Annotated in this window: 12 protein-coding genes; 8 read left to right on the top strand and 4 right to left on the bottom strand. The window is 71.2% G+C overall.

Features of this window, described 5'->3' with window-relative positions; all coding sequences use genetic code 11:
* Window positions 1-262 precede the first annotated feature (262 nt).
* The gene (locus AB0O82_RS05495; RefSeq protein ID WP_363580674.1) at window positions 263-1,183 is read left to right on the top strand and encodes a COX15/CtaA family protein; all 921 of its coding nucleotides are present in this window, start codon (window positions 263-265) and stop codon (window positions 1,181-1,183) included.
* Window positions 1,184-1,227: 44 nt separating this feature from the next.
* Here AB0O82_RS05495 and AB0O82_RS05490 read toward each other — a convergent pair whose 3' ends face one another.
* Together AB0O82_RS05490 and AB0O82_RS05485 are read right to left on the bottom strand one after the other, a co-directional pair.
* Window positions 1,228-1,632, bottom strand: coding sequence for an NUDIX domain-containing protein (locus AB0O82_RS05490; RefSeq protein WP_363580672.1), 405 nt, complete (start codon window positions 1,630-1,632; stop codon window positions 1,228-1,230).
* 14 nt (window positions 1,633-1,646) lie between these two features.
* A complete protein-coding gene (locus AB0O82_RS05485; protein ID WP_363580451.1) occupies window positions 1,647-2,204 on the bottom strand; it encodes a GNAT family N-acetyltransferase in 558 nt (185 codons plus the stop codon).
* Between the two features lie 261 nt (window positions 2,205-2,465).
* Here AB0O82_RS05485 and AB0O82_RS05480 point away from each other — a divergent pair, with 261 nt between their 5' ends.
* The gene (locus AB0O82_RS05480) at window positions 2,466-2,588 is read left to right on the top strand and encodes a hypothetical protein (RefSeq protein ID WP_363580449.1); all 123 of its coding nucleotides are present in this window, start codon (window positions 2,466-2,468) and stop codon (window positions 2,586-2,588) included.
* A 66-nt stretch (window positions 2,589-2,654) separates the two neighbouring features.
* On the opposite strand, the gene AB0O82_RS05475 is transcribed toward AB0O82_RS05480, so the two are convergent.
* On the bottom strand, window positions 2,655-2,993 hold the full coding sequence (locus tag AB0O82_RS05475; RefSeq protein WP_350880471.1) for a hypothetical protein: 339 nt from the start codon (window positions 2,991-2,993) through the stop codon (window positions 2,655-2,657).
* 72 nt (window positions 2,994-3,065) lie between these two features.
* Here AB0O82_RS05475 and AB0O82_RS05470 point away from each other — a divergent pair, with 72 nt between their 5' ends.
* Complete coding sequence (locus AB0O82_RS05470; RefSeq protein WP_363580447.1) at window positions 3,066-3,707, top strand: DUF2461 domain-containing protein; 642 nt, start codon at window positions 3,066-3,068, stop codon at window positions 3,705-3,707.
* Window positions 3,708-3,761: 54 nt separating this feature from the next.
* Here AB0O82_RS05470 and AB0O82_RS05465 read toward each other — a convergent pair whose 3' ends face one another.
* Window positions 3,762-4,709 carry a heme o synthase gene (locus tag AB0O82_RS05465; protein WP_363580445.1) on the bottom strand — a complete coding sequence of 316 codons (948 nt, stop codon included), beginning with the start codon at window positions 4,707-4,709 and terminating at the stop codon, window positions 3,762-3,764.
* 463 nt (window positions 4,710-5,172) lie between these two features.
* Here AB0O82_RS05465 and tkt point away from each other — a divergent pair, with 463 nt between their 5' ends.
* From tkt to pgl, 5 genes are all read left to right on the top strand, one after another.
* A complete protein-coding gene (gene tkt, locus AB0O82_RS05460; protein ID WP_363580443.1) occupies window positions 5,173-7,272 on the top strand; it encodes a transketolase in 2,100 nt (699 codons plus the stop codon).
* Between the two features lie 89 nt (window positions 7,273-7,361).
* A complete protein-coding gene (tal, locus tag AB0O82_RS05455; protein ID WP_063349514.1) occupies window positions 7,362-8,501 on the top strand; it encodes a transaldolase in 1,140 nt (379 codons plus the stop codon).
* A gap of 64 nt (window positions 8,502-8,565) precedes the next feature.
* Entirely contained in the window at window positions 8,566-10,122 is a 1,557-nt protein-coding gene (gene zwf / locus AB0O82_RS05450) for a glucose-6-phosphate dehydrogenase (protein ID WP_363580670.1), read from the top strand.
* The gene (gene opcA / locus AB0O82_RS05445; RefSeq protein ID WP_363580441.1) at window positions 10,119-11,231 is read left to right on the top strand and encodes a glucose-6-phosphate dehydrogenase assembly protein OpcA; all 1,113 of its coding nucleotides are present in this window, start codon (window positions 10,119-10,121) and stop codon (window positions 11,229-11,231) included. The genes zwf and opcA overlap by 4 nt, the downstream gene beginning before the upstream one ends.
* Complete coding sequence (gene pgl / locus AB0O82_RS05440) at window positions 11,228-12,016, top strand: 6-phosphogluconolactonase (RefSeq protein ID WP_363580439.1); 789 nt, start codon at window positions 11,228-11,230, stop codon at window positions 12,014-12,016. Before opcA ends, pgl begins: the two co-directional genes overlap by 4 nt.
* Window positions 12,017-12,061 lie beyond the last annotated feature (45 nt).

Below are 12,061 nucleotides of genomic sequence, written 5' to 3'. Positions count from 1 at the left end.
GGTCTCCGCTTGTGCGGGAGGAGTGGGAGAGGTCCGAAAAAGGTATGGACCAATCCGCACTCTTTCGGCCTCGCAGGTGATTGGTCAAGACCAATGACCGCCTTGACCGAAGAGTCCGGTTTGCGCCCCGTCCGGCCCGGTGCGGGCGGCGCCCGCGCGGCACCCGCGCCCCGCCCCAAGATCGGCTGTAAGGCCGCCTACGATTGACCCCGTGCCTAATCCCTTCTCCCTGCTCGCCGACCGCTGGCAGCCGTCCGCCGTGATGGTCCGGCGCGCCGCGTTCGCCGCGCTGGTGATGAGCGTGGTGATCGTCGTCACCGGCGGCGCCGTCCGCCTCACCGCCTCCGGCCTCGGCTGTACGACGTGGCCCCGCTGCACCGCCGACAGCCTGACCCCGACCGCCGAGATGGGCTTCCACGGCGTCGTCGAGTTCACCAACCGGATGCTCACCTACGTGCTGAGCGCCGCCGTCGGCTGGGCCATCCTGGCCGCCCGCTGCCACCGCCCCTGGCGGCACAGCATGACCAGGCTCGGCTGGGCGCAGTTCTGGCTGGTGATGAGCAACGCGGTGCTCGGCGGCATCACCGTGCTGACCGGCCTCAACCCGTACACCGTCGCGCTGCACATGATCGCCGCGATGGCGCTGGTGTGGGTCGCGCTGCTGATGTGGGAGCGGTCGAAGGAGGGCGACGGCGTCCCCAAGCTCGCCGTGGCCCGCCCGATCCACCAGCTCTCCTACGTGCTGGTCCTGGTCGTCGGCCTGCTGGTCGCGGCCGGCACCCTGGTCACCGGCGCCGGCCACCACCCGGGCACGCCGAAGGACAACAAGATCGTCCCCCGGATCCCGATCGACTACGACAGGCTGGCCCAGTTCCACGCCGACCTCGCGTTCGTGTCGGTCGGCCTGGCCATCGCGGTGCTCTTCGTCTTCGCCGCCGTCAAGGCCCCGCCGGCGGCGAAGGCCCGCGCCAAGGAACTGCTGGCGGTCCTGCTCCTCCAGGGCGTACTGGGCTTCATCCAGTACTTCACCGACGCCCCCGAGCTGATGGTCGGCCTCCACATGCTCGGCGCCACCCTCACCTGGATCGCCGCCCTCCGCATCCCCCTCGCCCTGCGCGTACGCGAGGTCGAGGCCCCCGCCGCGCCCCTGCCCACCCAGACCCCACAGGCTGCCACCGTCTGAGCCTCGTCGAAGGCCCCCATCCTCGGATGGGGGCCTTCGACGTGTCACAACAGCCGCCGCCCGTCGTGGCTCCGGGTACTCGGCGACGTGTCCCCCCGAAGCGCGTCCAACACCCGCACGGCATAGACCTCCGCCATGCGCACGGAGACCTCGTCCGCCGTGAGCCAGTCGACCTCGACCGACTCATCCGAGAGCCGTACTTGTCCGCCCTCAGGCCGACACCGGAAGACCAGCGCGACAACCCCTCGACGCAGGTTCTTGTAGACACCGGTCAGCCGCTCCACGCCGGCGTGGATCCCGGTCTCCTCGTAGACCTCCCGGCACACGCCGTCCTCGATGCCCTCGCCCAGCTCCAGCACGCCCCCCGGCGGCTCCCAAGCCCCGTTGTCAGCCCGCCGAATCGCCAGCACCCGCCCGTCCTCCCGCACCACCACCCCCGCGACGGACACCGAGTGGAGTGGCGTCACGCTCGCACCACCGGGTGGATCAGATCGAGGAGCATCACGTCGTGCCGAGCCGCGCCGTCCCACGGGATCGCCGACCCGACACGCCGGTAGCCCCACACTCGGTAGGACGCCCGGGCCGCAACCGCCTCTGGTCGGGTGTTCAGCATCACCCGGGCGCTGTCGATGCCCTCGATGAGGACGCGATGCATGCGAGTGGCGACGCCCTGGCGCCGCCACCGGGGCCGAACCGCCAACTCGAAGAGACCGAACGTGCGCTTTCCGTCCTCATGCCTGGGGTTCTCGGGCACGGGATCGATCAGGGTGTCCCACCATCCGGTGTCCGACGACAGCGGGTAGCCGTACGCCATGCCCACAACGGTGTCGCCGTCGAAGGCGATGGCCGCCCGGAACTCCCGCCGACGCGCCTGCGAGCGGAACCGGCGAAACGCCCGCTCCACGTCGGTCGGCCCCTCGCCGTAGGGGGCTTCCGCGAACGCCTCCGAGAACACCTCCTTCAACTGGCCCTCCAGCTCGACCGCCTGCTCGCCGTCCAACAGCCGAACCACCACCGTCACACCGTCCTCTGTTTCCGGGCCGAAACCCCGAGCGATCGAAGTTCCTCGACGCAGTCTCGCGCCATCGCCGTATCAACAGGACGACCAGGGCGGCTACGAGCCCTGCGGCCTCTCGACCGACCACCAGCGCTGGTTCGAGGCGGCCTACACCGACGCCCCCGTCGTCATCCAGGTCAATGACGGCCAGGCATCGGCCGATCCGCCCGACCCAGCCGACGTTTGGCGCTCCTCCTCCGCCTCCGCCCCTCGATCGTCGTCCGCATGCTCCGCGACCTCGACGTCCGACCCGGAATGAACGTCCTGGAGATCGGCACCGGCACCGGCTGGCTGGACCGACCCGCCCGACTCGTCCGGGTGCTCGACCGCGAGGAGCTGCCCCGTTGAGCCCACGGCAACGGCCCGGCTCCCCCGCCTGAGGGAGCCGGGCCGTCGCCGTGGGCGCCGAAGTGATCAGCCGCCGAGCTGGATGCCGGCCATGCGCTTCCACTCGTACGGGCCGGTCTTCACCTTGAGGGCCAGCTCGCCCTCGAAGTCGTCGTGCAGGGTCAGCCCGGCCAGTTCGGCGGCCCGGCGACCGACGGCGTAGCTCGGGGCCACCTGGTCGCCCCAGGCGCCGTCCGCGCCCACCACGACGATCCGGGTGGCCACTGCGCCGACGTACTCGACGACCGCGTCGGCGCCGCCCCCGTGCTGGCGGGCGAAGCTGCTGAGGTGCTTGGCGATGCGCTTGGCGCGGCGCTCGGTACGGGCGTCCGGCGCGGTGGCGGTGGCGGTCTCTGCGCTGCTCATGCCCGCATGCTACCCACCGGTAGTCGAGCTGGCGACGGGAGCGCCCTGTGCACCGGGCCACATACTGGAGGCGTGACCTTCTCCGGCTGGCCGGCCGCGGCGCTCGACTTCTACGAGCACCTCGAAGCCGACAATTCCAAGACCTTCTGGCAGGCCCACAAGGAGCAGTACGACAACGACGTACGGACCCCGATGGAGCTGCTGCTCGCCGAGCTGGAGCCGGAGTTCGGGCTTGGGAAGATCTTCCGTCCCAACCGCGACGTCCGGTTCAGCGCCGACAAGTCTCCGTACAAGACGCACATCGGCGCCCACCTGGAGACCGGCGGCTACGTCCAGCTCTCCGCCGACGGCCTGGCCTGCGGCAACGGGATGTACCAGCTCGCCCCCGACCAACTGGACCGCTACCGCGCCGCCGTCGCCGAGGACGTCAGCGGCGCCGAACTGGAGCGGGTGATCGCCGCGGTGGAGCAGGACGGCCCCCAGGTGCACGGCCGGGACTCCCTCAAGACCGCTCCGCGCGGTTTCCCCAAGGACCACCCGAGGATCGAGCTGCTGCGCCACAAGGGCCTGGTCGCCTGGCAGGAGTGGGCGCCCGCGAAGTGGCTCGGCACCCGTGGCGCCCACACCCGGATCACCGCCTTCCTGCGCGCCTCCCAGCCGCTCCGGGACTGGCTGGACGACCACGTCGGCCCGTCCGAGCTGCCGGCCCGGTGAGAACGCGAAGAGCCCCGGTCCACCGGACCGGGGCTCTTCGACGTCGGACGGGCCCTACTTCACGAACGGGTCGATCGCGCACACCACGAACAGCAGCGACAGGTAGGTGATCGACCAGTGGAACAGCCGCATCTCCTTCAGCTTCGCGCCCACCACGCCGGCCTTGGCCCGGCCGTACAGCGCGTGCGCCTCGCGCAGCCAGAACCCGCCGAGCAGCACCGCCGCGACGGGGTACAGCCAGCTCATGTGCCCCAGCGGCCACACCGCCAGCGAGGTCGCCACCATCACCCAGGAGTAGGCGACGACCTGCTTGCCGACCGCGACGTTGCCCTTGACCACCGGCAGCATCGGCACGCCGGCCCGCTCGTAGTCCTCGCGCACCTTCATCGAGAGCACCCAGGTGTGCGGCGGCGTCCAGAAGAACACCACCAGGAACAGCGCGACCGCCGCCCAGGACAGCGAGTTGGTGACGGAGGACCAGCCGATCAGCACCGGCATGCAGCCGGCGATGCCGCCCCAGACGATGTTCTGCGAGGTGCGCCGCTTGAGCCCCAGCGTGTAGACGAACACGTAGAACAGCAGCGCGCCGAGCGCCAGTCCGGAGGAGAGCCAGTTGACGCCGAAGCCCAGCAGCAGGGTCGAGACGATCGCGAGGGCGATGCCGAACACCAGCGCCTCGCGCGGCGACACCATCCCGGTGACGATCGGCCGGCGCTCGGTGCGGGACATCACCGCGTCGATGTCGCGGTCGATGTACATGTTGAGGGCGTTGGCGCCGCCCGCCGAGAGGTAGCCGCCGACCACGACCTTCAGCACCAGCAGCATGTTCGGGACGCCCTGCTGGGCGAGGAACATCACCGGCACCGTGCTCATCAGCAGCAGTTCGATGATCCGTGGCTTGGTCAGTGCGACGAAGGCGCCGACACGGGCCCCGATGGGCCGGTGCGCAGGAGTCGCCCCGGTGACCCCGGCGGGACGGGTTTCGACGGCGGTCACTAACACCCCAACTGAAGATGAATCCTCGCAGGCGTCCACAGGAACGAAGGGTCCCAAATCGTCCGCTCTGCGCGTACCACGCCACCTTAGACGCTCCATATATCCCATCCGGCTCCGGGGTCCCCCGGCGAGGCCGATGGCACACCCCCGGGTGAACCGACCGGGTGAAGCCACGGAGCCGTTCCGGCGCGCCGCCGCAACCCGTCCTGACCACCGGAGCGGCAGGGTGCCGTAAAACAGGAGAGCCTGGGACAAAATCAGGCAGACCGCCCTGGTGGGAATCACCATCCGGATTTCCTGGTTGTCCCAGCACGGAGGGTGAGCCCCGGGCCGGACGGTAGGCTCGCACGCAGAAGCGGGATCTACCCTCCGTGACCGGCACCACCCAGCGTCGAGACCACAGCGCCGTGGCCGACCCGGTCCCCTTTCACGGGGTCACTCTTCACAACGGAAGGAGCCCTGAGACAGGGTGAGCACGACGCCGACGAACGCATTCGAGTGGTCCGAACTGGACGAGCGCACGGTTGACACAGCGCGGGTCCTGGCCATGGACGCCGTCCAGAAGGTCGGCAACGGACACCCCGGGACGGCCATGTCGCTGGCCCCCGCGGCGTACCTGATCTTCCAGCGTTTCCTGCGCCACGACCCGACCGACCCCTCCTGGGTCGGCCGCGACCGGTTCGTGCTGTCCCCCGGGCACACGAGCCTGACCCTCTACACCCAGCTGTACCTGTCGGGCTACGGCCTGGAGCTGGACGACCTCAAGGCCTTCCGCGTCGCGGGCAGCCGCACCCCGGGCCACCCGGAGCACGGCCACACCGCGGGCGTGGAGACCACCACCGGCCCGCTCGGCCAGGGCATCGCCAACGCGGTGGGCATGGCGATGGCCGCCCGCTACGAGCGCGGCCTGTTCGACCCGGACGCCGCCGCCGGCGAGTCCCCCTTCGACCACACCATCTGGGCCATCGTCTCCGACGGCGACCTGGAGGAGGGCATCTCCGCCGAGGCCTCCTCGCTGGCCGGTCACCAGAAGCTGGGCAACCTGGTCGCCCTGTACGACGACAACCACATCTCGATCGAGGGCGACACCGAGACCGCCTTCTCCGAGGACGTCCTCAAGCGCTACGAGGCGTACGGCTGGCACGTCCAGCGGGTCGCCCCGAAGGCCAACGGCGACATCGACGTGGCCGTCCTGGCCGACGCGCTGGCCGCGGCCAAGGCCGAGACCACCCGTCCGTCGATCATCGCGATGCGCACGATCATCGCCTGGCCGGCCCCGGACGCCCAGAACACCGCCAAGGCGCACGGCTCCGCGCTCGGCGCCGCCGAGATCGCCGCCACCAAGAAGGTCCTGGGCTTCGACCCGGAGAAGACCTTCGAGGTCTCCGACAAGGTGATCGAGCACGCCCGCGAGGTCATCAAGCGCGGCAAGGCCGCCCACGCCGAGTGGGAGCAGTCCCTGGAGGCCTGGCGCGCCGCCGACCCGCAGCGCGCCGCCGAGTTCGACCGCATCCAGGCCGGCGAGCTTCCCGAGGGCTGGAAGAAGACCGTCCCGGTCTTCCCCGCCGGCAAGGACGTCGCCACCCGCAAGGCCTCCGGCGAGACCCTCAAGGCGATCGGCGCGGTCATCCCGGAGCTGTGGGGCGGCTCGGCCGACCTCGCCGAGTCCAACCTCACCACCATCGACGAGGACAGCTCGTTCCTCCCCGAGGGCAACCCGCTGAAGAGCGCCAGCCCGTACGGCCGGACGATCCACTTCGGCATCCGCGAGCACGCCATGGGCTCGACCATGAACGGCATCGCCCTGCACGGCAAGACCCGCGTGTACGGCGGCACCTTCCTGGTCTTCGCCGACTACATGCGCCCGGCCGTTCGCCTGGCCGCGCTGATGAAGCTGCCGGTCACCTACGTCTGGACGCACGACTCGATCGGCCTCGGCGAGGACGGCCCGACCCACCAGCCGGTCGAGCACATGGCCTCGCTGCGCGCCATCCCGGGCCTGGCCATGGTCCGCCCGGCCGACGCCAACGAGACGGCCGTCGCCTGGCGCACCGTCATCGAGCGCCAGACCACCCACCCCGGCCCGGTCGGCCTGGCGCTCACCCGCCAGAACGTCCCGACCTTCGACCGCGAGGTCTTCGGCTCCGCCGAGGGCACCGCGAAGGGCGGCTACATCCTGGCCGAGGCCTCCAGCGGCGACCCGCAGGTGATCCTGCTGGGCACCGGCTCCGAGGTCCAGCTGGCCGTCAAGGCCCGCGAGGTGCTGGAGGCCGAGGGCATCGCCACCCGGGTGGTCTCGGTGCCGTCCTTCGAGTGGTTCCAGGAGCAGGACCAGGCCTACCGTGACAGCGTGCTGCCGCCGTCGGTCAAGGCCCGGGTGTCGGTCGAGGCCGGCATCGGCCAGGGCTGGCGCGAGCTGGTCGGCGACCACGGCCGGATCGTCTCGCTGGAGCACTTCGGCGCCTCCGCCGACTACAAGGTGCTCTTCGAGGAGTTCGGCCTGACCGCCGAGCGCGTGGTGGCCGAGGCCCACAACGCCCTCCGTTCCCTTGAGGCCGTCAACCGCTGACGCCCCCTGGGCCGTGCGCCCGCCCGCACGCGGGCGCACGGCCCCCTCTGACTACCCCACGAAGCAGAACAAAAAAGGACTGAAGCACCATGACTGACGCACTGAAGCGCCTCAGCGACGAAGGCGTGGCGATCTGGCTGGACGACCTCAGCCGCAAGCGGCTGAACACCGGCAACCTCGCCGAGCTGGTGCAGAACAAGCACGTGGTGGGCGTTACCACCAACCCGACCATCTTCCAGAAGGCCATCGGCGGCGGCGACGACTCCTACGACGGCCAGCTGCGCGACCTCGCCGTCCGCAAGGTCACCACCGACGAGGCCGTCCGCATGATCACCACCTCGGACGTGCGCGACGCGGCCGACGTGCTGCGCCCGGTCTACGACGCCTCCAACGGCCGCGACGGCCGGGTCTCCATCGAGGTCGACCCGCGCCTGGCGCACGAGACCGCGGCCACCGTGGCCGAGGCCAAGCAGCTGTGGTGGCTGGTCGACCGCCCGAACGTCTTCATCAAGATCCCCGCCACCAAGGCCGGCCTGCCCGCGATCGCCGAGGTGATCGGCCGGGGCATCAGCGTCAACGTCACGCTGATCTTCTCGCTGGAGCGCTACAAGGCCGTCATCGACGCCTACCTGACCGGCCTGGAGGCCGCCAAGGCCAAGGGCCTGGACCTCTCCCAGATCGAGTCGGTCGCCTCCTTCTTCGTCTCCCGCGTGGACACCGAGATCGACAAGCGCCTGGAGAAGATCGGCGGCGACGCCCGGGACCTTCGCTCCAAGGCCGCCCTGGCCAACGCCCGCCTCGCCTACCAGGCGTACGAGGAGGTCTTCGGCTCGGTCGACGGCAAGTCCGCCGGCAGCGCCCGCTGGCGCTCGCTGGAGGCCGCCGGCGCCAAGCCGCAGCGCCCGCTGTGGGCCTCCACCGGTGTCAAGGACCCGGCTCTGCCGGACACCCTGTACGTCACCGAGCTGGTCGCCCCCGGCACGGTCAACACCATGCCCGAGGCCACCCTGGAGGCCACCGCCGACCACGGCGTGGTCACCGGCGGCACCATCGTCCCCAACTACGCCGACGCCAAGGCCGTGATGGACGCCATCGCCGCCGCCGGCGTGGACTACGACGACGTGGTCCAGGTGCTGGAGGACGAGGGCGTGGAGAAGTTCGAGCAGTCCTGGAACGAGCTGCTCGACACCGTCACCGCCTCGCTCGCCTCCTTCGCCGGCGAGAAGTGACCGTTCGCTCACACAGCCAGCGCACGAAAGCGGAGCCCAACAAGTGAGCACTGATTTCCCCGAGTTGACCTCGGAGTCGGACGCGGACGATCTCCCGCCGGCCCCCGTCAACCCGCTTCGTGACCCGGCCGACCGACGGCTCCCGCGCATCGCGGGGCCGTCCGGTCTGGTCATCTTCGGAGTCACCGGCGACCTGTCCCGCAAGAAGCTCATGCCGGCCATCTACGACCTGGCCAACCGCGGTCTGCTGCCGCCGGGCTTCTCTCTCGTCGGCTTCGCCCGGCGCGAGTGGGACGACGAGGACTTCGCCAAGGAGGTCCACGACGCGGTCAAGGACCACGCCCGCACCCCGTTCCGGGAGGAGGTCTGGCAGCAGCTCGCCAAGGGCATGCGCTTCGTCCACGGCACCTTCGACGACGACGACGCCTTCGACAAGCTCCGCGAGACCATCGACGAGCTGGACAAGGCGCAGGGCACCGGCGGCAACTTCGCCTTCTACCTGTCCGTCCCGCCGAAGTTCTTCCCGACCGTCGTCCAGCAGCTCAAGAAGCACGGCCTGGCCGACCCCCCGCAGGGCTCGTGGCGTCGCGCGGTCATCGAGAAGCCCTTCGGCCACGACCTGGAGAGCGCCCAGGAGCTGAACCGGATCGTCCACGAGGTCTTCCCCCGGGACGAGGTCTTCCGGATCGACCACTACCTGGGCAAGGAGACGGTCCAGAACATCCTGGCGCTGCGCTTCGCCAACCAGATGTTCGAGCCGATCTGGAACCGGTCGTACGTCGACCACGTGCAGATCACCATGGCCGAGGACATCGGCATCGGCGGCCGGGCCGGCTACTACGACGGCATCGGCTCCGCCCGCGACGTCATCCAGAACCACCTGCTCCAGCTGATGGCGCTCACCGCCATCGAGGAGCCGGCGTCCTTCCACCCGAAGGCGCTGGTGGCCGAGAAGCTCAAGGTGCTCAGCGCCGTCAAGCTCCCGGCCGACCTCGGCCGGCACACCGTGCGCGGCCAGTACGCGGCCGGCTGGCAGGGCGGCGAGGAGGTGGTCGGCTACCTGGACGAGGACGGCATCGACCCGGACTCCAAGACCGACACCTTCGCGGCGATCAAGCTGGAGATCAACAACCGCCGCTGGGCGGGCGTCCCGTTCTACCTGCGCACCGGCAAGCGGCTGGGCCGCCGGGTCACCGAGATCGCGGTGGTCTTCCAGCGCGCCCCGTACCTGCCGTTCGACTCCTACGCGACCGAGGAGCTGGGGCAGAACGCCCTGGTCATCCGGGTCCAGCCGGACGAGGGCGTGACGGTGCGGTTCGGCTCCAAGGTGCCGGGCACCTCCTTCGAGGTCCGGGACGTCACGATGGACTTCGCCTACGGCGAGTCCTTCACCGAGTCCAGCCCGGAGGCGTACGAGCGGCTCATCCTCGATGTGCTGCTCGGCGACGCCAACCTGTTCCCGCGTCACCAGGAGGTCGAGCTCTCCTGGCAGATCCTCGACCCGATCGAGAAGTACTGGGACACCCACGGCAAGCCCGCCCAGTACTCCGCGGGGACCTGGGGCCCGGCCGAGGCGGACGAGATGCTCGCACGAGACGGCAGGAGCTGGCGCCGGCCATGAAGATCGACCTCACCAACACGACGTCCAGCAAGATCAACGCCGCGCTGATGGAGGCGCGCCGGGCCAGTGGCTCCACCGCCGCCGGCATGGTGCTCACCCTGGTGATCGTGACCGACGAGGGCAGCGCGTACGACGCCCTCAAGGCCGCCAACGACGCCTCCCGCGAGCACCCCTCGCGCACCCTCGCGGTGATCAAGCGCGCCGGGCGCTCGCCCCGGGCCCGCGCCGAGACCCGGCTGGACGCCGAGATCCTCGTCGGCACCGACGCCGGCTCGGGAGAGACGGTCATCCTGCGCATGCACGGCGAACTCGCCGCGCACGCGCAGTCGGTGGTCCTGCCACTGCTGCTCCCGGACGCCCCGGTCGTCGTCTGGTGGCCCGACAACGCGCCGCTGCACCCGGCGCAGGACCCGCTGGGCGCGCTCGCCCAGCGCCGGATCACCGACGCCGTCACCGCCGAGTCCCCGGTCGGCCAGCTCGCCCAGCGGGCCCAGAGCTACACCCCGGGCGACACCGACCTGGCCTGGACCCGGATCACCGGCTGGCGCTCGATGCTGGCCGCCGCGCTGGACCAGCGGCCGGTCACGATCACCTCCGCGGTGGTCGAGGGCGAGTCCTACAACCCCAGCGTCGAACTGCTCGGCCTCTGGCTGCACAACCGGCTGCACGTGCCGGTCGAGCGGATCGTCACCGGCGGCCCCGGCATCACCGCGGTGCACCTGCGCACCAAGGACGGCGACATCACCCTGGACCGCCCGGACGGCCTGATGGGCACGCTCTCCATGGTCGGTTCCCCGGACCGCCAGGTGGCGCTCAAGCGGCGCGAGACCTCGGAGCTGATCGCCGAGGAACTGCGCCGGCTCGACCCGGACGACATCTACGCGACGGCCGTGCGCACGCCCGTCGACCGGCTGCGCGAGCCGGACACCGCCGAGACGGCGGCGGCCGAGCGGGTCGCCCGCGCGGCGGTCACCGAGGCCGCGGTGGCCAACCCCGCCCGGGTGACCGCCAAGGTCGCGTCCGAGGACGTGGCCGAGGCCGAGGCCGAGGCCGCCGAGAAGGCTCCCGCCAAGAAGCCCGCCAAGCGCGCCGCCAAGGGGAGCGCATGACCAACGCGACCCCGCAGCTGGTCGTCCACCGGGACAAGGAGCTGATGGCCCAGGCGGCCGCGGCCCGGCTGATCACCCGGATCGTGGACGCCCAGGCCGCCCGCGGCACCGCCTCGGTGGTGCTCACGGGCGGGCGCAACGGCAACGCCCTGCTGGCCGCGATCGCCGCCTCCCCGGCGCGCGACGCGGTCGACTGGGCGCGGCTGGACCTCTGGTGGGGCGACGAGCGCTTCGTCCCCGCCGGGGACCCGGACCGCAACGCCGTCCAGGCCCGCGCCGAACTGCTGGACTCCGTCCCGCTCGACCCGGCGCGGGTGCACGAGATGCCCGCCTCGGACGGTGCGGACGGCTCGGATGTGGAGGCCGCCGCCGCCCGCTACGCGGAGGAGCTGGCGAAGGCCTCCGGCCCGGGTGACCGGCTCGGCGTCCCGGCCTTCGACGTGCTGCTGCTCGGCGTCGGCCCGGACACCCACGTCGCCTCGCTCTTCCCCGAGCACCCGGGCGTGCGGGAGACCGAGCTGACCGTGATCGGCGTGCGCGGGGCCCCCAAGCCCCCGCCGACCCGGATCTCGCTCACCCTCCCGGCGATCCGGGCGGCCCGCGAGGTCTGGCTGCTGGCGGCCGGCGCGGACAAGGCGGACGCGGTCGCGATGGCCCTGTCCGGCCCGGGCGAGCTCCAGGCGCCCGCCTCCGGCGCGTACGGCCGCAGCCGCACCCTGTGGCTGCTGGACCGGGCCGCGGCGGAGCAGATCCCGCCCCAGCTGTACCCGCCGGCCTCGGCGTAACGGGCCCGGCAACGCACAAGGGCGCCACCGTCCTCGACGGTGGCG

This window comes from Kitasatospora sp. NPDC088264, from assembly GCF_040685715.1.
GTDB lineage: Bacteria > Actinomycetota > Actinomycetes > Streptomycetales > Streptomycetaceae > Kitasatospora.
The sequence above is the reverse complement of the archived record's forward strand: the minus strand, read 5'-3'. Positions and strand labels throughout refer to the sequence as shown.